This window comes from Blastococcus sp. SYSU DS0753 (genome assembly GCF_054051175.1).
This window is the reverse complement of sequence record NZ_JBJHAT010000011.1, coordinates 59,321-81,031: the sequence shown is the minus strand read 5'-3', so window position 1 is coordinate 81,031 and position 21,711 is coordinate 59,321. Positions and strand designations below refer to the sequence as shown.

23 protein-coding genes are annotated in these 21,711 nt (G+C 74.4%); 11 read left to right on the top strand and 12 right to left on the bottom strand.

Annotated elements, in window-relative coordinates; all coding sequences use genetic code 11:
- Together ACI799_RS10980 and ACI799_RS10975 are read right to left on the bottom strand one after the other, a co-directional pair.
- Complete coding sequence (locus ACI799_RS10980) at positions 1 to 390, bottom strand: DUF3037 domain-containing protein (protein ID WP_456587281.1); 390 nt, start codon at positions 388 to 390, stop codon at positions 1 to 3.
- Positions 387 to 1,244, bottom strand: coding sequence for a HipA family kinase (locus tag ACI799_RS10975; RefSeq protein ID WP_456587280.1), 858 nt, complete (start codon positions 1,242 to 1,244; stop codon positions 387 to 389). The genes ACI799_RS10980 and ACI799_RS10975 overlap by 4 nt, the downstream gene beginning before the upstream one ends.
- 151 nt (positions 1,245 to 1,395) lie before the next feature.
- Between ACI799_RS10975 and ACI799_RS10970 the strand changes: the two genes are divergently transcribed.
- Entirely contained in the window at positions 1,396 to 1,941 is a 546-nt protein-coding gene (locus ACI799_RS10970; protein WP_456613076.1) for a DUF1990 family protein, read from the top strand.
- Here the strand turns inward: ACI799_RS10970 and ACI799_RS10965 are convergent.
- The 3 genes from ACI799_RS10965 to ACI799_RS10955 are packed head-to-tail and all read right to left on the bottom strand — an operon-like array spanning position 1,938 to position 4,465.
- On the bottom strand, positions 1,938 to 2,687 hold the full coding sequence (locus tag ACI799_RS10965) for an ABC transporter permease (protein ID WP_456587278.1): 750 nt from the start codon (positions 2,685 to 2,687) through the stop codon (positions 1,938 to 1,940). The two genes, ACI799_RS10970 and ACI799_RS10965, sit on opposite strands and share 4 nt — an antisense overlap.
- Positions 2,684 to 3,586, bottom strand: a complete 903-nt coding sequence (locus tag ACI799_RS10960; protein ID WP_456613075.1) for an ABC transporter ATP-binding protein — start codon at positions 3,584 to 3,586, stop codon at positions 2,684 to 2,686. Before ACI799_RS10960 ends, ACI799_RS10965 begins: the two co-directional genes overlap by 4 nt.
- Positions 3,587 to 3,634: 48 nt before the next feature.
- Complete coding sequence (locus ACI799_RS10955; RefSeq protein ID WP_456587276.1) at positions 3,635 to 4,465, bottom strand: formate/nitrite transporter family protein; 831 nt, start codon at positions 4,463 to 4,465, stop codon at positions 3,635 to 3,637.
- Positions 4,466 to 4,598: 133 nt separating this feature from the next.
- On the opposite strand from ACI799_RS10955, the gene ACI799_RS10950 reads away from it, so the two are divergent.
- Positions 4,599 to 5,180, top strand: a complete 582-nt coding sequence (locus tag ACI799_RS10950; protein ID WP_456613074.1) for a DUF6817 domain-containing protein — start codon at positions 4,599 to 4,601, stop codon at positions 5,178 to 5,180.
- On the opposite strand, the gene ACI799_RS10945 is transcribed toward ACI799_RS10950, so the two are convergent.
- The gene (locus ACI799_RS10945; RefSeq protein WP_456587274.1) at positions 5,089 to 5,502 is read right to left on the bottom strand and encodes a DoxX family protein; all 414 of its coding nucleotides are present in this window, start codon (positions 5,500 to 5,502) and stop codon (positions 5,089 to 5,091) included. The two genes, ACI799_RS10950 and ACI799_RS10945, sit on opposite strands and share 92 nt — an antisense overlap.
- A gap of 245 nt (positions 5,503 to 5,747) precedes the next feature.
- Here ACI799_RS10945 and ACI799_RS10940 point away from each other — a divergent pair, with 245 nt between their 5' ends.
- Genes ACI799_RS10940 through ACI799_RS10925 form a run of 4 tightly spaced genes read left to right on the top strand, consistent with a single transcriptional unit; the run spans position 5,748 to position 9,404 of the window.
- Complete coding sequence (locus ACI799_RS10940) at positions 5,748 to 6,734, top strand: ABC transporter ATP-binding protein (RefSeq protein ID WP_456587273.1); 987 nt, start codon at positions 5,748 to 5,750, stop codon at positions 6,732 to 6,734.
- Positions 6,734 to 7,561, top strand: coding sequence for an ABC transporter permease (locus ACI799_RS10935; protein WP_456587272.1), 828 nt, complete (start codon positions 6,734 to 6,736; stop codon positions 7,559 to 7,561). Before ACI799_RS10940 ends, ACI799_RS10935 begins: the two co-directional genes overlap by 1 nt.
- A gap of 38 nt (positions 7,562 to 7,599) precedes the next feature.
- Positions 7,600 to 8,802: a sensor histidine kinase gene (locus tag ACI799_RS10930; RefSeq protein WP_456613073.1), complete on the top strand. Its 1,203-nt coding sequence runs from the start codon at positions 7,600 to 7,602 to the stop codon at positions 8,800 to 8,802.
- Positions 8,799 to 9,404 carry a response regulator gene (locus ACI799_RS10925; protein ID WP_456587270.1) on the top strand — a complete coding sequence of 202 codons (606 nt, stop codon included), beginning with the start codon at positions 8,799 to 8,801 and terminating at the stop codon, positions 9,402 to 9,404. Before ACI799_RS10930 ends, ACI799_RS10925 begins: the two co-directional genes overlap by 4 nt.
- Positions 9,405 to 9,422: 18 nt before the next feature.
- On the opposite strand, the gene ACI799_RS10920 is transcribed toward ACI799_RS10925, so the two are convergent.
- Entirely contained in the window at positions 9,423 to 9,638 is a 216-nt protein-coding gene (locus ACI799_RS10920) for a hypothetical protein (protein WP_456613072.1), read from the bottom strand.
- Between the two features lie 203 nt (positions 9,639 to 9,841).
- Here ACI799_RS10920 and ACI799_RS10915 point away from each other — a divergent pair, with 203 nt between their 5' ends.
- On the top strand, positions 9,842 to 11,299 hold the full coding sequence (locus tag ACI799_RS10915) for a M1 family metallopeptidase (protein WP_456613071.1): 1,458 nt from the start codon (positions 9,842 to 9,844) through the stop codon (positions 11,297 to 11,299).
- 34 nt (positions 11,300 to 11,333) lie between these two features.
- On the opposite strand, the gene ACI799_RS10910 is transcribed toward ACI799_RS10915, so the two are convergent.
- Positions 11,334 to 12,071, bottom strand: a complete 738-nt coding sequence (locus ACI799_RS10910; RefSeq protein ID WP_456613070.1) for an FAD-binding oxidoreductase — start codon at positions 12,069 to 12,071, stop codon at positions 11,334 to 11,336.
- A complete protein-coding gene (locus ACI799_RS10905) occupies positions 12,064 to 12,672 on the bottom strand; it encodes a sulfite oxidase-like oxidoreductase (protein ID WP_456590904.1) in 609 nt (202 codons plus the stop codon). The genes ACI799_RS10910 and ACI799_RS10905 overlap by 8 nt, the downstream gene beginning before the upstream one ends.
- Before the next feature lie 207 nt (positions 12,673 to 12,879).
- Here ACI799_RS10905 and ACI799_RS10900 point away from each other — a divergent pair, with 207 nt between their 5' ends.
- From ACI799_RS10900 to ACI799_RS10885, 4 genes are all read left to right on the top strand, one after another.
- Entirely contained in the window at positions 12,880 to 13,542 is a 663-nt protein-coding gene (locus ACI799_RS10900) for a succinate dehydrogenase cytochrome b subunit (RefSeq protein WP_456590905.1), read from the top strand.
- A gap of 13 nt (positions 13,543 to 13,555) precedes the next feature.
- On the top strand, positions 13,556 to 15,502 hold the full coding sequence (locus ACI799_RS10895) for a fumarate reductase/succinate dehydrogenase flavoprotein subunit (RefSeq protein ID WP_456590906.1): 1,947 nt from the start codon (positions 13,556 to 13,558) through the stop codon (positions 15,500 to 15,502).
- 20 nt (positions 15,503 to 15,522) lie between these two features.
- Positions 15,523 to 16,320 (top strand): succinate dehydrogenase/fumarate reductase iron-sulfur subunit, encoded by a 798-nt coding sequence (locus ACI799_RS10890; RefSeq protein WP_456590907.1) that lies wholly within the window; start codon positions 15,523 to 15,525, stop codon positions 16,318 to 16,320.
- A gap of 107 nt (positions 16,321 to 16,427) precedes the next feature.
- Positions 16,428 to 17,387, top strand: coding sequence for a hypothetical protein (locus ACI799_RS10885; RefSeq protein WP_456599716.1), 960 nt, complete (start codon positions 16,428 to 16,430; stop codon positions 17,385 to 17,387).
- On the opposite strand, the gene ACI799_RS10880 is transcribed toward ACI799_RS10885, so the two are convergent.
- From ACI799_RS10880 to ACI799_RS10870, 3 genes are all read right to left on the bottom strand, one after another.
- Positions 17,371 to 19,659 carry a putative bifunctional diguanylate cyclase/phosphodiesterase gene (locus tag ACI799_RS10880; protein ID WP_456613069.1) on the bottom strand — a complete coding sequence of 763 codons (2,289 nt, stop codon included), beginning with the start codon at positions 19,657 to 19,659 and terminating at the stop codon, positions 17,371 to 17,373. The genes ACI799_RS10885 and ACI799_RS10880 overlap by 17 nt on opposite strands.
- Before the next feature lie 92 nt (positions 19,660 to 19,751).
- A complete protein-coding gene (locus ACI799_RS10875) occupies positions 19,752 to 20,657 on the bottom strand; it encodes a DUF1028 domain-containing protein (protein ID WP_456590910.1) in 906 nt (301 codons plus the stop codon).
- A 46-nt stretch (positions 20,658 to 20,703) separates the two neighbouring features.
- Positions 20,704 to 21,693: an LLM class flavin-dependent oxidoreductase gene (locus tag ACI799_RS10870; RefSeq protein ID WP_456590911.1), complete on the bottom strand. Its 990-nt coding sequence runs from the start codon at positions 21,691 to 21,693 to the stop codon at positions 20,704 to 20,706.
- Between the last annotated feature and the right edge of the window lie 18 nt (positions 21,694 to 21,711).

The window sequence follows — 21,711 nt, the reverse complement described above, 5'->3', positions numbered from 1 at the left end:
TCAGCCCTCGACCGGGAGCACCAGCAGGCGCAGCAACCGCTCGGCCTCGGCGTCGGGGTCGGCCGTCAAGCCGGTGTGCACCGGTCCCGGCTGGACGACGGTGCTGCGGGGCGCGGTGAGCCAGCGGAACCGGGCCCCGAGCGCCTCCCGACCGGCCGCACCGACGCCCGGATCGGCCGAGCAGACGTCCGCGGCCGCCTGGAGCGCCCGGCCGATGGCCACCGGGTCGGCGGTGGGGTCCAGCGCGCGCAACCGGTCGACGTCGAGGTGCAGCCGCGAGCCCAGGTAGTCGCGCTGCCGGCAGTAGACGAGGACGCCGGCGTTGAGGAACTCCCCCCGCTCGACGCGCGGGACCACCCGCAGCACCGCGTACTCGAAGGTGTCCTTCATCGCTGGCTGATCCCCTCCGGCGGCGGCGGCCCCAGCCACGCGGGCCGGTTCTCCCCGCGCGGCGCCCGCCGGCGGCCCGCTCCCCCGGCGGCGGCCGCGGCGACCACCCCGGGCAGCCAGGCCGCGCGGGCGTCCAGCCGGGCGAGCAGCTGCTCGACGTACCGGGACCGTACGGCGTCGGGCGCGGCACCGGCCTGCGGGTCGTCGAGCCACTCGTCGGGCACCTGCGCCAGCACGCGGTCCAGCAGCTCCCGGGTGACCCGGCGGGCCAGCGCCGTGTCGGCCGCGGGCACGTCGGGGGCGCACTCGACCAGGGCGTGCGCGGACGCGTCGTAGGGCCGGGCCACTGCCGCTGCCGCCCCCGGCCAGTGGTGGTGGAAGGTGAGCGCGGCTCCGTGGTCGATCAGCTGCAGCCGACCGTGCCAGAACAGCATGTTCGGGTTCCGCCAGGAGCGGTCGACGTTGCCGATCAGCGCGTCGAACCACAGCACCCGGCCGGCGAGCTCCGGGTCGACCCCGTCGGCGCCGGCCTCGAAGTCCAGCGCGCCGGGGAGGTAGTCCAGCCCGAGGTTGCGACCGGCCGACCGCTGCAGCAGCTCCTGCACCTCGTGGTCGGGCTCGCCCACGGCCAGCTCGGGGACGACGTCGACGGTGACCAGCGCCGGCACCGGCAGCCCCAGCGCCCGGGCGAGCTCGGCGCAGACGACCTCGGCGACCAGCACCTTCACGCCCTGCCCCGCCGCGCGCCACTTCACCACGTAGGTGCCCAGGTCGTCGGCCTCCATGAGCCCGGGCAGCGACCCACCCTCGCGCAGCGGGGTGACGTAGCGGGTGGCGGTGACAGCGGGCAGCACAGTGGGGTCAACCTACGCCCGGTGCGGCTGCCCGCGTCGTGCCCGACGCGGAGGTACCCGTCCGCGTCGCCGAGCCGCAGCGGCGCTCGCGGCACCGCGGGCCCCTTGACCGCACCCGGCAGCGGGAGCGGGTGGACGGGACACTGGGGACGTGGGCCTCCTGCGCGCGACCGATCCGGCACTGCTCGCCGAGGCGCCGTTCACCTACGCCGAGGTGGGCGCCACGGGGGGCGAGGCGCTGCCGGCCGGCTACCACCACGCGGAGCACTCCGCGGTCGTGGGCACCGGGCCGGCGGCCTTCGAGCGGGCGGCCGCCGCGGTGCTCGGCTGGCGGGCGCAGCGCGGTGCCGGCCTGCGGATCCGCGCCTCGGGGCCGGCCGGCGTACCGGGCACCGTCGTGGTCCTGACCGCGGGGCTGCCGCGGCTGGGGTACGACATCCCCTGCCGCGTCGTGTGGGCCGCCACCGAGGGGAACGAGCGGGGCTTCGCCTACGGCACGCTGCCCGGCCACCCGGAGACCGGCGAGGAGCGGTTCACCGTCCGGCTCACCGACGACGGGGACGTCGTCTACACGATCCGGGTCTTCTTCCGCCTGGCCTCGCCCGCCGCCCGGCTGGCGGGTCCGCTGAGCCTGGCGCTCCAGCGGGTGGCCACTGCCCGGTACGTGTCGGCGATCCGCCAGGCCGTGCGGAGCTAGACGTCGCGGCGCACCAGCAGCGCCGCACCCAGCAGCCAGGCCGCCGCCGCCCAGGCGCCGGCCACGAGCAGGCCGGTCTGCCACGAGGTCGCCGCCGCGAGGAAGGCGTCCTCCCCCACCCGGAACGCCGGCAGCCAGCGCGAGACCCGCACGCTGAGCTCCGTGCCGGCGATCGCGAGCACCGGCGGGAGCACCAGCACCAGGGCGAGCGCGGCGCCGAGGGCGCCGGCGCTCGAGCGCAGGACCGCCCCCAGGCCGACGGCGAGCACCCCGGTGAGCGCCGCCCCGGCGACCTGCAGCCACAGCTGGCGCAGCACATCGGCATCGGTGGGCGGGATGCCGCCGGGGACGGCGGTGAGCCGGGTGGCGGCCAGCAGGCAGAAGGCGGCCACGACCGCGGTGAGGAGCACGCTCCAGGCGACGACGACGACGGTCTTTGCGAGCAGCAGCCGACCTCGGCGCGGCACCGCGGTGAAGGTGGCCAGCGCCAGCCCGGTGCGGAACTCGCTGCTGACCACCAGCACGCCGAGGACCACCAGCGGCACGGGGCCGAAGCCGAACCCGGTGAGCGCCGAGCTCACCGCGAGGTCCGCGCGCGGAGCCGCCTGCGTGGTGGCCGCGGCGAGCCAGCCCGCGCCGCCGGCCAGCAGCACGAACAGCGCCGAGCACCACCAGGTGGAGCGCGTCGACCGCAGCTTGGTCCACTCGCTGCCCACGACCGCGGAGAACGGCACGCCGCGGCTCACGGGGTGACCGCCCGGTACTCGACGTCGTCGCCGGTCAGCTCCTGGTACGCCTCCTCGAGGGAGGTGGCGACCGGGCTGAGCTCGTGCAGCCGCACGCCGAGGTCGTGCGCGAGGTCCCCGACCTCGGCGGCCGCCAGCCCGTCGACCCGCAGGGACCCGTCGATCTCCAGCTCGACCGAGCCGCCGGCGCGCTGCACCGCCGACGCCAGGAGCGGGGCCTGCGGGCTGCGCACCCGGACGGCGACGTGCGCGCCGAGCAGCTCGCCCATCGGGACGTCGGCGAGCAGCCGGCCACGGCCGAGGACGACGAGGTGGTCGGCGGTGTCCTGCATCTCGCTCATCAGGTGGCTCGAGACCAGCACGGTCCGCCCTTCGTGGGCGAGATCGCGCAGCAGCTCGCGCACCCACCGGATCCCCTCCGGATCGAGCCCGTTGACCGGCTCGTCGAGCAGCAGGACCTGCGGGTCACCGAGCAGGGCGGCGGCGATGCCGAGTCGTTGCGCCATGCCGAGGGAGAAGCCCCGCACCCGCTCGTGGGCGACCGGCTCCAGCCCGACCAGCCCGATCACGTCGTCCACCCGGCGCCGCGGCAGCGCGTTGCTCCGCGCCAGCGCGAGCAGGTGGGCGTGGGCGGTGCGCCCCGGGTGGCGGGCGCGCGGGTCGATCAGCGCACCGACCTCCCGCACCGGGTGAGCCAGCTCGCGGTACGGCCGGCCCAGCACCGTCGCCGTCCCTGCCGTGGGCCGGGCCAGGTCCAGCACGCAGCGCATCGTCGTCGTCTTGCCCGAGCCGTTGGGCCCGAGGAAGCCGGTGACCCGGCCGGGCTGCACCGTGACCGTCAGCCGGTCGACGGCGACCCGGGCGCGGTAGCGCTTGGTCAGACCGTCGAGCTCGATCACGCCGCCAGGATGGCGGGAGCCCGCCGCGACCGGCCGGAGGCGCGCTGCTCAGTGGCCGGAGGCGACGGCCGCGCGCTCCCGCTCGATCAGCTCCTTGCTCCGCACCAGGCGAATCAGGGTGACCACGAACAGCCCCCCCGCCATGTTGAGCAGCACGGTGTACCAGAACCAGCCCAGCCAGTCGATGTAGCCGAACGGGGCGCCGGCGTGCAGCGCGCCGAAGATCAGCAGCGAGTCCAGGATCGAGTGGAACAGCACCAGCCCGGCGAGCAGGAAGCCGCCGATCACCGAGGCGACGATCTTCCCCGTCTCGGAGTGCGCGCCGTGCTGCATGCGCGTCATCAGCGTGATCACGCTGCCGGCCAGGAAGGCCAGGGAGACCGCCTGGACGTCCAGCGGCGCCTCGACGAAGTGCGCCGCCGACTCGACGGCGGTGTCCGCCAGCTCGGGGAAGGCGAGGACGACCACCCACATGACCAGCCAGCCGCCGACGAGGTTGGCGACCAGCGTCCCGGCCCACAGCTTCGCCAGCTGGGCGGTGCTCGCCCGCCCGGCGAACACCGCGGTGACCGGGACCAGGAAGCCCTCGGTGAACAGCTCGCTGCGCCCGAGCATCAGCGCGATCAGGCCGATGCTGAACGCCAGGCCGGCGAGCAGCTCGCTGCCCGTGGCCTCCAGGACCGCCAGCAGGGCGAGCACGCCGACGGCGATCTCCAGCCCGCCGGCCAGCCCCGTTGCCAGCACCTCCCGCCACCGGCGGTGCAGGCGCTGCGCACCCTCGCTGACGATCTTCTCGAACGCCTCGGCGACCTCGTCCTCGGCGGGGACGTCGGTCTCGCCCAGCTCCGCGCGCTTCCGGTCCTGCTCCTGGTCCTCCACGGTGCTCCTCCGATCGTCGACACCGGGACCGGGGACCGGGCGGCGCGTTGGCGCGGCCCTACCCGGAGCGGTCCCGCCCCCACACGTGATCGTGCTCATCGCCGGTCATCGGCGGCGTGGCTACGGTCCGGTGATGACCATTCCCGACGAGCGCCTGGCTGCGCTGCTCCGCGCACGCGGCGCCGAGGAGATCGGCCATCCCGGCGGCACGCTGGCCGCGCACCTGGAGCGGGTGCAGCGAACGCTCGCCCGGCTGGGCGCCACCCCCGACGTGCAGCTCGCCGGCCGGGCGCACGCGGTGTACGGCACCGACGGGTTCGACGTCCGGCTGCTCGCCGACGACGAGCGGCCGCTGCTGGCGGCGATCATCGGTGCGGCCGCGGAGGCATTGGTCCATCGGTACGGCAGCTGCGACCGCGACCGGACGTGGGAGGACCTGGCGTCGACCGGTCTCCTGCACGATCGCCGGACCCGCGAGGTCGAGCGGCTGGACGGCGCGCAGCTGCGCGCCTTCGCCGACCTCAGCCTGGTCAACGAGCTCGACGTCGCCGAGCACGCCCCCGGGTTCGTCGAGCAGCACGGCGCGTACTTCCGCCGCCTCGCCGAGGCCTGGGCGCCGGTGCTCAGCCCCGCGGTGCTGACCGAGGCGCGCCGCGTCCTCGACTGCGGCCTTCCGCACCGCGGGCGACAGCCACCGCCCAGCCGATGTAGCTGACGTTCACCAGCAGCCGCGCGGCGATGCCCGGCCGCCGGTCGAACAGCCGGGTCGCCGTCGACGCGCGGCGCAACGGGTCGAGGTGGGCCGGCAGGTACGCGGTGACGAGGGCGGCGGCCAGCCAGGCTCCCGCCCGGCGGGTGGCGGGACGGGTGAGCAGCACCCCCGCGAGCACGTCGGCGGCGCCGCTGACCGCGACCGCCGCACTCGGCGCCGGCACCCACGGCGGCACGAGCCCCCGGAAGTACCCGGGGACGACGGTGCGGCCGGCACCCGACCCGATCATGAGCCCCGCCAGGGCCCTGGCGGCCAGATCCTCCACATCGCCTCCTCGGCCCTCGCCGGTCACGGCGGCTGCGACCGCCGCCCGGCACCCCGACCGTCACCGTGCACGACGGCCCGCCGTCGTGCCAGACCATGACACGCGTCACGGGTCGGGCGTGCGGACGGCGGCGCAGGTCGTGAACGACGGCACCTGTGCAGCGCCCGACCGGGCGGCAACGTGGGGGGTGCGACCCGGAGAACCGGCCCGACGGCGGCCGGCGGGGCGCGCCGAGGAGGTTCTGCATGACCACCGTCGACCACTCCCCCCGCGCCCGGCCAGGACCGCGGCCGGACGCGCCACCGGCGGTCGAGGTCGTGGACCTGTGCCGGCGCTACGGCGACTTCGAAGCCGTCCGGGGCATCTCCTTCGAGGTGCACCCCGGCGAGGTGTTCGCGCTGCTCGGCGTCAACGGCGCCGGCAAGACGTCCGCGCTGGAGGTGCTGGAGGGGCTGGCCCGGCCCGACGGGGGCACCGTGCGGATCCTGGGCGCCGATCCCCACCGCGAGCCCGCCGCCGTCCGCCCGCACCTGGGGGTGCTGCTGCAGAGCAGCGGCCTGCCCGGCGATCTCACCGTCGGCGAGACGGTGTCCACCTGGGCGCGGACCCTGACGTCCCCGCGCCCGGTGGACGAGGCGCTCGCGCAGGTCGGCATGACCGGCCGGACGGACGTCCGCGTGCGCAGCCTCTCCGGCGGCGAGCGCCGCCGCCTGGACCTCGCCCTCGCCCTCCTGGGCCGGCCGCGCGTCCTGGTGCTCGACGAGCCCACCACCGGCCTGGACCCGGAGAGCCGGCGGACGGTGTGGTCGCTGGTGCAGGAGATGGTGCGGGGCGGGACGGCGGTCGTGCTCACCACCCACCACCTCGAGGAGGCCGAGGAGCTGGCCGACCGGATCGCCATCCTGCGCGCCGGCCGGATCGAGCTGGAAGGCACCCCGGTCGAGATCACCGCGGCCCAGCCGGCCACCGTCCGCTTCACCCTCGACCGGGACGTTCCCCCGCTGCCGCCGCTGCCCGGTACCCGGCTCGTCGCCCCCGCTCCCCGGGTCGAGCTGCACACCCGCGACCTCCAGGCGGCGCTGACCACGCTGCTGGCCTGGGCCGCCGACCACGACGTCCAGCTGGCGGGCCTGCAGGCGCGGTCGGCCTCCCTGGAGCAGGCCTTCCTGGCCGTCGCCGACGGCGCCTCCCCGATCACCGACCGATCCGCCCCCGAGAGCAGGAGCGCCTGATGCCCGCCCCCACGTCCACCGCCCCGTCCACGACGTCGCCCGCCGGGCCGAGCCGGCTCCGGCGCACCCTCGCCCTCGCCGGCGCCGAGACCCGGCTCTACCTGCGCAACCGCACCGCCGTGGTGAACTCGGCGGTGCTGCCGCTGCTGCTGGTCGCTGCCGTCCCGCTGCTCGGCTTCGGTGACGGCGCGGTCCCGGTCGGCCCCCGGCTGCTGGTCAGCGCGATCGGCGTGATGCTGGTCTTCCTGACCTACACCAACCTGCTCACCACGTTCGTCGCCCGCCGGGAGGACCTGGTCCTGCAGCGGATGCGCACCGGCGAGCTCACCGGCGCGGAGGTGATCCTCGGGACCGCCACACCGACCCTGCTGATCACGGTGGGCCAGGTGGTCCTCGTCGGCGCCGGGATCGCCGTCCTCGGCGAGTGGGCGATGCCGGTGGACGTCGTCCTGCCGCTGGTGGCACTGATCGGCGGCGGCGCGCTGATGCTGCTGCTGGCGGCCGCGAGCACCGCGTTCACCCGCACGCCCGAGAGCGCGCAGATCACCGCGCTCCCGCTGCTGCTGGTCTCCACCACGCTGTCCGGGCTGTTCTTCCCGCTCTCCGTGCTGCCCGACCCGCTCGCCACCGCGGCCCGGTTCCTGCCGCTCACCCCGGCCGTCGAGCTGAGCCAGCTCGGTCTGGCGGGGCAGACCTGGAGCGGCGAGGCGGTGGACTGGGCCGGCGCGTGGAGCGCGGCGACGCTGCCGCTGGCGGTGCTCGCGGGCTGGCTCGTCGTCGCCGGCGTGCTCGCCCGGCGGGGGTTCCGCTGGGCGCCACGGCGGTGAGCCCGGCGACGGCGCGCCGGTCGGGCAGCATGGGCGCCGTGCCGACCGTGACCCGCTGGTGGGGCAGCCGCTCCGACCCCGAGCGCATCGAGCTCTACACGCGGTGGTCGTTCTACACGTTCCTCGGCGCGATCCCGCTCTTCGCCGTCGCGGTGCTCGGCGCGGCCGCCGAGCCGGTCCCGGATCTCGCCGTCGGCCTGTTCTTCGCCGGGTCCGTCGCCACGGCGGTCGGCGGGGTGGTGGTGACCCGCCGCGGTCTGGCCGCGCACGGCCGCGGCGAGCCGCTGCCCCGGCGCACGGTCCTCGGCGCCTTCGCCGCCGCGGGGCTGATGGCGGCGGCGGGAGCCTGGGCGTTCGGCACCGGGGAGCCGTCGCCCGCCGTGCCGTGGTCGGTGGCGCTGCCCCTGGGCACGGTGCTGACCGCGTGCGCGACGGTCTGGACCACCCGGCAGCTGCTGCCGCACACGCTCACCATCGGGGTGCTCAGCGGCTTCGCCGCCTACCTCGACGGGACGCCGGCCCCCGCGGCGGTGGCGCAGGGGACCGCGCTCACCCTGGCGGTCATCGGGGTGGTGCTCGCCTTCCGGTTCTCCGTCTGGGTGCTCGACGTCGTGCAGGAGATGGCCCGCAGCCGGGAGGTCCAGCTGCAGCTGGCGGTGGCCGAGGAGCGGCTGCGGTTCGCCCGCGACCTGCACGACGTCATGGGCCGGGACCTCTCGACCATCGCGGTGAAGAGCCAGCTGGCCGGCGCACTCGTCCGGCGCGGTCAGCCCGGGGCCGCCGAGGAGCTCGACGACATCAGCCGCATCGCCGAGGGGTCGCTGCGGGAGGTGCGGGAGGTCGTCCGCGGCTACCGCTCGGCGGACCTCGGCGGCGAGCTGGCGGGCGCCCGCTCGGTGCTCCGCGCGGCCGGCGTCGCCTGCAGCGTCTCGGGCGAGGACGCGGGGACGGCGCTGCCCGAGCACCTGCAGAGCGCGCTCGCCTGGGTGGTGCGCGAGGCGGTGACCAACGTCCTGCGGCACAGCCGTGCGTCGCGGTGCACGATCACCGTGACCGTCACCGAGCGGGAGGCAGGACTGACCGTGGTCAACGACGGTGCGGACGCGCCCGGGACGGAGTGGGGCAACGGCCTCACCGGGCTCGCCGAACGGCTTACCGCCCTCGGCGGCCGACTCCGGGCGCGGCCGGCGGACGGCGGCTTCGCGCTGGAGGCCACGGTGCCGGTGGCGGTGCGCCGGTGATCCGCGTGCTGCTCGCCGACGACGAGAACCTGATCCGCTCGGCGCTGGCCGCGTTACTGGCCCTGGAGGACGACCTCGACGTCGTCGCGGAGGCGGCCTCCGCGGCCGAGGCGCTGGCCATGGCGCGGGCGCACTCCCCCGACGTCGCCGTCCTCGACCTGCAGCTCCCCGACCGCGACGGCATCTCGCTCGCCGCCGACCTGGCCGCGTTCCTTCCCGGCTGCGGCCTGGTGATCGTCACCGGGCACGGCCGACCGGGCCACCTCAAGCGCGCGCTCGAGGCGGGGGTGCGCGGGTTCCTCCCGAAGACGGTGAACGCCGGGGTGCTGACCACCGTCGTCCGCACGGTGCACTCCGGCGGCCGGTACGTCGACCCCGAGCTCGCCGCCGAGGCGATCAGCGCCGGGGACAGCCCGCTGACCCCGCGCGAGGCCGACATCCTGGAGCTCGCCGCCGGCGGCGCGCCGGTGGAGGAGATCGCCGCGCGCGCCCACCTCTCCCCCGGCACGGTTCGCAACCACCTCTCCGCCGCCGCCGCGAAGCTGCGGGCGCCGAACCGGCACGCCGCCGTCGCCGAGGCCCGCCGGCACGGCTGGATCTGACACCGGGCGGCGAGGGGCTCACCTGCGGAACGGCAGCCGCTTGAGCGCCCGGAGCCCAGCGGTCATCACCGTCGCGCAGCGCTCCAGCGGCAGCCCCGGCACCGGCCCCACCGGCAGCCCGCGCTGGACGGCGACGGTCTGGCTCTCGGTGTACTTGAGGATGCCCTCCCGGCCGTGCCGCCGACCGACGCCCGAGTCCGGGTCCAGGGTCGCGTGCGGTGCGGTCGTCGTCATCCCCCACTTCTACCCGGCCGGCCGGGCACCGACGACCGCTGAGCCGGGCCGCCGGTAGCAGCGAGCGACCGCGTGTGACCGCCCGGTGGTCCCACGCGGCGGAGGTGCCACGGCGGGTCGGCGCGGAGAATCGCGCCCGCACCGAGCCGTTACCGTCGCCGTCTCCGCGCACAGGAGACCCGCGACGGCTCGGAGGAGCAGCCATGTCCCGGAAACTCTCGATCCTGACCATGACGACGGTGGTGGCGCTCGGCCTCGGTGCCGGGACCGCGTCCGCCGGCGACGACCCGCCCCGCACGGGGTCCCCCGGCGCCCCCGGCCTCGGGGATCCCTACTTCCCGCTCGACGGGAACGGCGGGTACGACGTCGTCCACTACGACCTGGACGTCCGGTACGACCCGGCGACCGACGTGCTCCACGGGGTCGCGACGATCACCGCCCGGGCGCTGCAGGACCTCTCCAGCTTCAACCTCGACCTCGAGGGCATGGAGGTCCGGTCCGTGCGGGTGGGCTCCAGCGACGCGGCCTGGGCGCGCGAGGGCGGCGAGCTCACCGTCACCCCCGCCAAGGCGCCCCGCGCGGGGCAGAGGTTCGCCACCACGGTGACCTACGACGGCGTTCCGCAGACCATCACCGACGCGTTCGGCACCTCCGGCTTCATGCACACCGACGACGGCGCGATCGTGGCCGGCCAGCCCGACGTCGCGGCCACCTGGTTCCCGGCGAACGACCACCCCCGGGACGCCGCCTCGGTCACCGTCCGCGCCACGGTCCCGGAGGGGCTGGAGGCCGTCTCCAACGGCATCCTGCGCGGCACCCGCACCGCACACGGGTGGACCACCTGGGACTGGCGCGCGCAGGAGCCGATGGCCACCTACCTGGTCACGCTGGCGATCGGCGAGTTCGACCTGCGCGAGTACCGGGCCGACGGCATCCGGTACTGGGACGCGCTGGACCCCGACCTGTTCACCATGGAGCTCGACCCGGGGTCCGGGGGCGCCTCCGTCGGTGAGGTGGCCGAGGGGTCGCTGGCCCGGCAGCCGGAGATCACCGACTTCCTCTCCGGCGTCTTCGGGCCGTACCCGTTCCGTGCTTCCGGCGGCATCGTCGACGACCACCCGGAGTTCCAGTTCGCGCTGGAGACGCAGACCCGTCCGATCTACGCGTCGGCGTTCTTCTCCGACGCCGTGAGCGGCGACCTCGTGGTGGTGCACGAGCTGGCCCACCAGTGGACCGGCGACCTCCTGCGCATCGACGAGTGGCGGCACATCTGGCTCAACGAGGGGTTCGCCACGTACGCCGAGTGGCTCTGGCTCGAGCGCGAAGGGCTGTCCAGCCCGCAGCAGGAGTTCGACGCCATCGCCGCGGGCGCCCCGCCGGAGTTCTGGGAGCTCACCATCGGCGACCCGGGGCCGGCCACGGAGAACCTCTTCGACATCGCCGTCTACTACCGCGGCGCGATGACCCTGCAGGCGCTGCGCACCGAGGTGGGCGACGAGGCGTTCTTCGCGATCGTCCGGGAGTGGGTGGCGTCCCAGGCCGGCGGCACGGTCACCACCGAGGAGTTCGTCGCGCTCGCGGAGAAGGTGTCCGGGCAGCAGCTGGACGAGCTGTTCCACCAGTGGCTGTTCACCCCCGGGAACCCGACCGCGGCCGGCTGACGACCCGAGCGGCTGAGGGGCCCGGCCGGGCCCCTCAGCCGCTCGGCCCGAACTGCTCCACCCGGATGTCCGCCGCCGGGATGCCCAGGGTCTCCAGCAGCCGGGTGGCCGCGCCGGCGAACGCGGCCGAGCCGCAGACGAAGGCCGTCTGACCCGGCTCCCACAGCGGCACGAGGTCCGCGGCGGTGAGCCGGCCGGCGGGCCGGATGCCGTGCGGCTCCCGCGTGGTGACGACCAGCGCGCCGGCGGCGAGCAGCTCGTCGGCGTAGGGCAGCAGCTCCAGCGTCCGGACCGAGACGGCGATCCGGAGCCGGTCGGCGCGTCCCAGCGCCCGGGCGGTGCGCAGCATCGACACGAACGGGACGACGCCGGTGCCGCCGGCGACCAGCAGCGCCGGGCTCTCCGTGTCCCACACGAACCAGCCACCGATGGGGCCGCGCACCTCCAGCACGTCGCCCGGCTCCACGACGTCGGCCAGGTGGGTGGAGACCTCGCCGTCGTCCAGCCGTTCCACGAACAGCTCCACCAGCGGATCGCCGGGCGCGGAGGCGACCGAGTAGGAGCGCTGCGCGGTGTACCCGTCGAGGGCGGTGAGCCGGACCACGTAGTGCTGCCCGGGCAGGTGGTCGACCCGGTCGGCGACGTCCAGCCGCAGCTGCACCGAGCGCGGCACCGGCCGACGGACGCCGGCGACGGTGGCCGTCCGCCAGCCACCGGCAGGGGCACCGGGGACCCCGGCGCCGAGCACGACCGGGTCCGGGGCCTCAGTCACCCTGGTACCGCTGCTGCCGCCACGGGTCCCCGCGGTCGTGGTAGCCGTTCTGCTCCCAGAAGCCCGGCTGGTCACGGGCCAGCAGGGTCAGCTTGCTGATCCACTTGGCGCTCTTCCAGAAGTACAGGTGCGGCACCAGCAGCCGGACGGGACCACCGTGCTCCGGGGTCAGCGGGCGACCGTCGAAGTCCCAGACCAACCACGCCTTGCCGCCGGTGACGTCGGCCAGCGGCAGGTTGGTCGTGTAGCCGGTCTTCGACGTCGCCATGACGAAGTGCGCCTCGGCGGTCGGCCGGGCGGCATCGAGCAGCGTGTCGACGCTGACGCCGGAGAACCGGGTGTCGAACTTCGACCAGGTCGTGACGCAGTGGATGTCGCCGCGGTACTCCGACGGCGGCAGCCGGTGCGCCTCCTCCCACGACCACGTCGTCGGCGACTCCACCTTCCCGTCGACGGTGATGCTCCAGGTCTCGGGTGAGATGCGCGGGGTCGGCTCGGCGGTCAGCACCGGCCAGTCGGCGCCGACGTCGTACTGGCCGGGCGGCAGCCGCGGGTCGCGCTCGCGGCGGCGGCCGAGGAATCCACGGGTGGGGGTGGGCACGAGGACACGATCCCCCACCGGAGGCGCCTGGACCACCACCGCGCGCCCCCGACGTGCACGGATGCCGGGAGCCTCCCCTCCGACCAGCGGTGAGGGTCGCCTTACATGAGCCGTGTCACCTCGTGTTGGCTTGGTGGCAAGCACCGTGTAGTCCTAGCGTGGGGACTTGTGGTGACGGTGGAGCACACTCAGCGCAGGACCCCGAAGGTGGCGAAGACCAACTCGGTCTTCAAGAAGGCCGTGATGGCCGTCAGCGGCATCATCATGGTGCTGTACCTGATCGCGCACGTGATCGGGAACCTGAAGGCCTTCTCCGGCGCCGAGGCGTTCAACTCGTACTCGGGCTGGATCCGCACGGTCGGCAACCCGGCGCTGCCCGGGCAGACCACGCTCTGGGTCATCCGGATCGTGCTGCTGGTCGCCGTCGTGGCGCACTTCTGGGCCGCCGTCTCGCTGTGGCGCCAGGCCAAGCGTGCGCGCCCGTCGGGCTACGTGACCAAGAAGGCCACCGCCCAGAGCTACGCCTCGCGGACGATGCGCTGGGGCGGCGTGATCGTCGGCGCCTTCATCATCTACCACGTCCTCGACCTCACCCTGGGTGCGGTGAACGCCGAGGGCTTCGACAGCACGCCGTACGACCGGCTCGTCGCCAGTTTCCAGAACCCGTTCGTCACGATCTTCTACGCCATCTCGGTGATCCTGCTGGGCATGCACCTGCGGCACGGCATCTGGAGCGCCACGCAGACCTTGGGCCAGAGCAACCGGCGCCGCGAGAAGACGGTCAGCCTGTTCGCCCTCGGGTTCTCGACCGTCCTGACCCTCGGATTCCTGCTGGTGCCGTTCTCCGTCCTCTTCGGGCTCATCGACTAAGGAGCTCCCCCAGATGCCTCTCGAGCTGTTCACCGTCGGCGAGCCCATCGCCGACACCAAGGCCCCCACCGACGTCCCGATCGGCGAGCGCTGGAGCGAGCGCAAGTTCCGCGGCCGCCTGGTCAACCCCGCCAACCGCCGCAAGATGACGATCATCGTCGTCGGCACGGGCCTGGCCGGTGGCTCCGCCGCCGCCACGCTGGGCGAGGCCGGCTACAACGTGAAGTCGTTCTGGTACCAGGACAGCCCGCGCCGCGCGCACAGCGTCGCCGCGCAGGGCGGGATCAACGCCGCCAAGAACTACCGCAACGACGGCGACAGCGTGCACCGGCTGTTCTACGACACGGTCAAGGGCGGCGACTTCCGCTCGCGCGAGAACAACGTGCACCGCCTCGCCGAGGTCAGCGTCAACATCATCGACCAGTGCGTCGCCCAGGGCGTCCCCTTCGCCCGCGAGTACGGCGGCCTGCTCGACAACCGCTCCTTCGGTGGCACCCAGGTCTCGCGCACCTTCTACGCCCGCGGCCAGACGGGCCAGCAGCTGCTCTACGGCGCCTACCAGGCGCTGGAGCGGCAGATCGCGGCCGGGACCGTCGAGGAGCACTCGCGCACCGAGATGCTCGACCTGATCGTCGTCGACGGCCGCGCCCGCGGCATCGTCGCCCGCGACCTCGTCAGCGGCGAGATCAGCACGCACTTCGCCGACGCGGTGGTCATCGCCAGCGGTGGCTACGGCAACGTCTTCTACCTCTCCACCAACGCCAAGGGCTCCAACACCACGGCGATCTGGCGGGCGCACAAGCGGGGCGCGTACTTCGCCAACCCCTGCTACACGCAGATCCACCCCACCTGCATCCCGGTCAAGGGCGACTACCAGTCGAAGCTGACCCTGATGTCGGAGTCGCTGCGCAACGACGGCCGCGTGTGGGTGCCCAAGGAGCGCGGCGACGACCGCGACCCGCGGGACATCCCCGAGTCCGACCGCGACTACTACCTCGAGCGCCTCTACCCCTCGTTCGGCAACCTGGTGCCCCGCGACATCGCCTCGCGCCAGGCCAAGAACGTCTGCGACGAGGGCCGCGGCGTGGGCCCGGGTGGGCTCGGCGTCTACCTGGACTTCGCCGAGGCGATCGAGCGCCTCGGGCGTCCGGCCGTCGAGGCCAAGTACGGGAACCTCTTCGACATGTACGCCCAGATCACGGGCGAGGACCCCTACGAGGTCCCGATGCGGATCTACCCCGCCGTGCACTACACGATGGGCGGGCTGTGGGTCGACTACGACCTGCAGTCGACGATCCCGGGCATGTTCGTGATCGGGGAGGCCAACTTCTCCGACCACGGCGCGAACCGGCTCGGCGCCTCCGCGCTGATGCAGGGGCTGGCCGACGGCTACTTCGTGCTCCCGTCGACGATCAGCAGCTACCTCGCCGACGGGCCGTTCGAGAAGGTCGACGAGAGCCACCCCGCCGCCGTCGAGGCGCTCACCGGCGTGCAGGAGCAGGTGCAGAAGCTGCTGAGCATCAACGGCAACCGCACCCCGGCGTCCTTCCACCGCGAGGTCGGCCAGCTGATGTGGGACCTCTGCGGCATGGAGCGCACGGACGAGGGCCTGCGCAAGGCCATCGACCGCATCCAGGAGATCCGCAAGGAGTTCTGGACCAACCTGAAGGTGACCGGCGACTGGCACTCTTTCAACCAGACGCTGGAGCACGCCGGCCGGGTCGCCGACTTCATCGAGCTCGCCGAGCTGATGTGCATCGACGCCCTGCACCGCCGCGAGAGCTGCGGTGGCCACTTCCGCGCGGAGAGCCAGACGCCCGACGGGGAGGCGCTGCGCGACGACGAGAACTTCGCCTACGTCGCCGCCTGGGAGTGGACGCCGGAGGGCCAGCCCCCGGTCCTGCACCGGGAAGACCTCGAGTACGAGTACGTCCACCTCGCCCAGCGGAGCTACAAGTGACAGCCACACACGAAGGCCCGATGCGCTCCAGCGTCGGCAACCCCGCGGCCGAGAAGCGCGGGATGAACCTGACGCTGCGCATCTGGCGCCAGCAGGGGCCGACGGCCAAGGGCAAGATGGTGACCTACAAGATCACCGACATCTCCCCCGACATGTCGTTCCTCGAGATGCTCGACGTGCTCAACGAGCAGCTGATCATGCAGGGCGACGACCCGGTCGCCTTCGACCACGACTGCCGCGAGGGCATCTGCGGCATGTGCGGCGTCATGATCAACGGTCAGGCGCACGGCCCGCAGCAGACGACCACGTGCCAGCTGCACATGCGTTCCTTCAAGGACGGCGACTCGATCGACATCGAGCCGTGGCGCGCCACCGCGTTCCCGGTGATCAAGGACCTCGCCGTCGACCGACGGGCGTTCGACCGGATCATCCAGGCCGGCGGCTACATCAGCGTGCCCACCGGCACCGCGCCCGAGGCGCACGCGACCCCGGTGCCGAAGGCCGACTCGGACGCCGCGTTCGACGCCGCCACCTGCATCGGCTGCGGTGCCTGCGTGGCGGCCTGCCCGAACGCCTCCTCGATGCTGTTCACCGCCGCCAAGGTGACGCACCTGGGGCTGCTGCCCCAGGGCCAGCCCGAGCGCAACGACCGCGTGGTCAACATGGTGGCGCAGCAGGACCGCGAGGGCTTCGGCGGCTGCACGAACATCGGCGAGTGCTCCGCCTCCTGCCCGAAGGGCATCTCGATGGAGACGATCTCCCGGCTGAACCACGACCTGCTCGGCGCCCTGCGCGCCGGGGCGCGGCCGAAGAGCTGACCTCACCGCGCCCCCCTGGCGCGGAACTGCACGAGAGCCCCCCTCCGGACACCGGAGGGGGGCTGTCGTGCACTCCGAGGCCGCACGCCGGCTGGCACACTGCGCGCGTGCCGCCCACGACCGCCGAAGACCGCGTGGCACCCCCGACGGCGTCCCCGGTCCGCGCGCTGCTGCACGTCCTGCTGGCCGGTGGGCTCGGCATCCTGATGGCGGTCGTGGGCGCGCCCGTCGTCATCGCCTCGCTCTTCGGCGGCTGGACCGCCGTGGGCATCGCGGTCGCCGTGCTCACCGCCGTCGCCTGCGGGCTCGCCGTCGCCGTGGACCGCACCGCGGGACCGGGTGGCTGCGGCCGGCCCGGCTCGGTGCTGCGGGGCGTCACCCTGGGCGTGGTCGCGTCCGGTGCCGTCGTCGTGCTCGCGGGGGTGGCGCTGCGCCTGGACGTCGGCGACGGCGTGCCCGTGCTGCTCCGCTACGCGGCCGCCGGTCTGCCGTTCGCCGCGGTCGCCGGCCTGCAGTGGCCCGGCGTGGTCCGGATCGTCACGGCGGTGCTCCTCGCGGGATGCGCCGCGGCGGTCCTCGTGCCGCGCGGGACGGAGGCGGCCCAGGACGCCCAGCAGCAGCGGATCCTCACGGAGGTGGGCACCACTGACCACCCGTGGGTCACCGCGGTCGACGGCTACCGGGTCTCCGCGTCCCAGGCGACCGGCAGCCCGCTGATCTGGACGCGGCTGGAACGCGCCGACCACCGGGCCGACGCGGTGCTCTGGCTGTTCCGCGCCCAGCCGGTGGATCCCGCGGCGGCCGACCCGTGCGCAGCGACCTCGCTCTGGACGCCGGGCGGCGACCAGCCGATGACCTCCTGCACCGCCCTCGGCGACGGGCGCTGGCTGCGCTCGTCCGGGTACTGGCAGGAGCTGGTCCGCTTCGACCCCGACGTCCGGATCGGCGTGACGGCCGACCCGGTCGTCGCGCTGCCGGTGCTCGAGGCGGCGCTGGCCGCGGCTCGCCCGATGACCGAGGACGAGTACGAGACCTGGCTCGACGAAGGGCTCACGCCCGGCTGGTGAGCGGCGCCTGCTCCCGCTCGTCCAGCCAGCTCCACAGCTCGTCCGGCGGTAGCGGCCGGCTCAGGTGGTACCCCTGGACGACGTCGCAGCCCAGCTCCGCGAGGGCCGCGACCGTCGCCGCGTCCTCCGCGCCCTCCGCCACCAGCACCAGGCCCAGCGCGTGCGCCAGCTGCAGGGTGGAGGTGACGATCGAAGCCGCTCGGGCGCTCCCGGTCATCGCCGCGATGAACGTGCGGTCCAGCTTCAGCTCCGTGACCGGCAGCGCGGCGAGGTAGGCCAGGCTGGAGTGGCCGGTGCCGTAGTCGTCGATGGCCACGCCGACGCCGTCGTCCCGCAGCCGGCCGAGCACCCCGACGGCGCGCTCCCGGTCCTCCATCAGCAGGCTCTCGGTGACCTCGAGGACCAGGCTGCCCGCGGTCAGCCCGTGCGCGGCGAGCAGGCGGGCGACGTCGTCCGGGAAGGACTGGTCGACCAGGTTCGAGGGGCTGACGTTGACCGCCATGGTGAGCGACCGGCCCTGGTCGGCCCAGCGGCGGCACTGGGCCAGGGCCATGTCGACCACCCGGGCGGTCAGTTGGCCCATGAGCCCGGCCGACTCCGCCAGGTCGATGAACGCGTCCGGGTAGAGCAGCCCCCGCGTCGGGTGCTGCCAGCGGACGAGCGCCTCGACGCCTGCCACCGTGCCCGTGGGGAGATCGAGCTTCGGCTGGTAGTGCAGCACCAGCTCACCGGTCTCGAGGGCCCGCCGCAGCGCCGAGACGTCCTCCAGCCGGTGCCGACCGTGCCCGTCCCGGTCCTCGTCGTACACGGCGGCGCCGAGGCGGCCGGACTTCGCCGAGTACATCGCCAGGTCGGCCAGCTGCAGCAGCTCCACGGCGCTGCGCGAGTGCTCGGGGCCCACGGCGACACCGACGGCGGCGTCCAGGCCGAGCTCCATGCCGGCGAGCCGGAACGGGCGCCGCAGGTGGTCGCGGAGGCGGTCGGCCAGGACGAGGGCGCCGTCGACGTCCAGGTCCTGGGCCAGGACGACGAACTCGTCCCCGCCCAGCCGGGCCAGCAGGTCACCGTCGCGCACCTGCGCCCGCAGCCGGGTGCCGACCTCCCGCAGCAGCGCGTCGCCGACACCGTGGCCCAGCGAGTCGTTGATCTCCTTGAACCGGTCGAGGTCGAGGACGAGGACGGCGAGCTCCTCACCGGCGAGGAGCCGCGTGTCCAGGGCGTCGAGCGCCTCGAAGACGCAGCGCCGGTTGGGCAGCCCGGTCAGCTCGTCGGTGCGCGCCTGGCGGCGGCTGTCGGCCAGCGCGCGGACGGCGCGGAAGGTGAGCGCGGTCCGCGCCAGGGCGGCGAGGACCGCGCCGAAGGCGAGCGCCCCCGTCATCGGGTCGCCGCCACGGAAGTACCCGTGGACGAGCAGCCCGACCGCGGTCAGGGTGCACACCGCGGGGACGAGCAGCGGCGCGCGGACCGCGGCGGGGTCGGAGATGCCCCCGGCGGGGGCGTGGCAGGCCGAGAACCCGAAGCACAGGAACGCCAGACCCCAGACCACGTCGAGCGCGCTGCCCACGGAGTACGTGTCGTGGGCGACCTGGTAGGCGTACACGGTGTCGCCGGTGACGAACAGCAGGAGCCCGGTGACGACCCACCACCAGCCGCCCCCGCCGCGCCGCCCGATGACGACCAGGCCGGCGGCCAGCAGGCTGAGCAGCAGCAGGTCACCCACCGGGTAGGCGATGCCGACGAAGGCGGCGCCGTGCCCGTCCGCCGCGGTGCGGAGCAGGTCCCCGAGGGCCAGGGACGCGGCCAGGGCCCCGGCGGTGAGCCCGGTGACCAGGCAGTCGAGCCAGAGGTCGGCCGTGAGCCGCCGCACCCGGCCGCGGATCATGAGCAGCAGCGCGAGGAAGGCCAGCGGGTAGAACCCCAGCTGGAGGGCGTCGGCCCACGACGGCCGGGCCACCGTCTCCAGCCCGCGGTAGTGCAGCTCGTAGACCGCGCCACCGAGCAGGTAGGCCCCGACCGCGCCGGCGAAGCAGAGCCACGCCCGGCGTGCGACCGAGGTCACGCGTGCCCGCAGCACGAGCACGACCGTGAGGGCGGCGAGGAAGACCAGCTTCCCGCCCGCGGCCAGGTACTCCCCGACGTACGGGATCCCGAGGGCGGCCATCACCAGGCAGAGCACCCAGGCGGCGGACGCGACGGCGGCCGTGACCCGCACGGCACGCAGCGCCCGGTCCGCGTCGCGCCCCCGCGTGCTCCCGGTGCGCCGCTCATCCATGACCGGACGATCGGCGCGGTACGAGATCGGCTGAAACGCAGCTCACGTCCCTCCTCCCCCGCCGGGGGGAGGCCGGGGCCGCGCCGGGAGCGTCAGGCGGGAGGCACCGGCGGGATGATCCGGTCGACGACGTCGGCCGGCATCAGCCCGGCCTTGCCGAAGCGGCTGGCCGCTTCGATGAACTGCGGCGCGGAGGCGGCAAGCTCGACGAGCATCGCCCGGGCGTCGTCCTCCCGGCCCGCGAGGGCCGCGACGACGGCCCGCCACATCAGCTGGTCGGGTTCGGTGACCGGGTCCATGGGGCGCAGCAGCTCCAGCTCCCGGTCGGCCGTGACGGGGTCCCCGTCGATGGCCTGCTGGAAGGCGCGGACGACGTCCTGGTAGCGGGCGCGGGTCACGGTCAGCTCGGCCAGGGCGCCCAGCGGGTCCGGGGAGTCGTCGACCCGCAGGTCGACCACCATGTCGTGCCAGGGACGCCCGGTCGTGGTCGCGCGGACGACCATGATCGCGGCCGACCGGCGTCCCCGGAAGTCACCGCCGGCCTCCTCCCCCGCCACCAGCGCGCTGAGCAGGCGCTGCGCGAGCAGACCGGCGGAGCCCTCGAACCGCTCCACCATCGCTTCCCACACCGCGGGCGAGCTCGCCATGTTGGCCAGCGCGACGCAGTTGTCGCCGACGAGGTGACCGGCGGCGTCGACGCAGCTGGTGCCCGTGTACACGGCGAAGTCGCCGGCGAGACCGAGGACGGCGACCTGCCGGCGCTCGGGCTGGGGGTCGACGCTGCTGAGCGCCGTCAGCACCTCCTGCGCGGTGAACCCGCCGCGCAGGAGGTCGAGACCGACGGAGCCGTACATGGGCTCGGCCATCGACTGCGTGGCGATGACCCCGTGCCCCGGGAGGGCGAAGGGGACGCTGTTGCCGACCGCGAAGGCCTGGGACTGGGTGGCGACGCCCATCTCCCCCGTCTCGGGGTCGCGGGCCACGATCGAGTAGGTCACCGCGGCGGCCTACCCGCGGCTCCCCGGGACCCGAAACCCCGGTGCGTCACAGTGCGCGGTCCCCCATGGCCTGGGCCAGGAGCTCCACCGACCGCAGCCGTCCGTCGAGGGACGCCGACTGGTGGGCGACGATCAGCTCGTCGGCGTCGGCCAGCTTCGCGAACCCCTCGAGGTGCTCGCGCACCTCGGCCGGGGTGCCGACGGCGGTGTGGGTCAGCATGGTGGAGACGTGCTGACCGGCTCCCTGCGCGAGCAGCTGGTCGGCCTGCTCGTCGGTGAGCGCCCGGCCACGGCCGAACAGGCCGACGGCCAGGTTCCGCCGGACGGCCTGCAGCTGCTCCTGCGCGGCCGCGGTGCTGTCGGCGGCGACGACGTTGACCCCGGCGATGACGTAGGGCTCCGCCAGCTGCTCGGAGGGCTTGAACTCCCGGCGGTAGGCGGCGACGGCCGGCTCGAGCATGGCCGGCGCGAAGTGCGAGGCGAACGCGTAGGGCAGCCCGAGCGCCGCGGCGAGCGTGGCGCCGAACATCGACGACCCGAGCACGTACAGCGGCACCCGCGAGCCCTTGCCGGGGATCGCGTCGACACCGGGCACCCGGCTCTCACCGGCCAGGTAGGCCTGCAGCTCGAGGATGTCCTGCGGGAAGCTGTCGGCCGAACGCGGGTCGCGGCGCAGCGCGTACATGGTGTTCTGGTCGCTGCCCGGGGCACGGCCCAGCCCCAGGTCGATGCGGCCGGGGTACATCGCGTCGAGCGTGCCGAACTGCTCGGCGATCGTCAGCGGCGAGTGGTTGGGCAGCATGACCCCGCCGGCACCCAGCCGGATGCTGCTGGTCTGCGCGCCGACGTGCGCGATCAGCACGCTGGTGGCCGACGAGGCGATCGAGGGCATGTTGTGGTGCTCGGCGTACCAGACGCGCGCGTAACCGTGCTCCTCCGCGCGCTGGGCGAGGGCCACGCTCGCGGCGATGGCGCTGTTCGCGGTCTCCCCGCGCGGGATGGGTGCCAGGTCGAGGACGGACAGGGTGATGCTCATGTGCGGTACGGGCCTTTC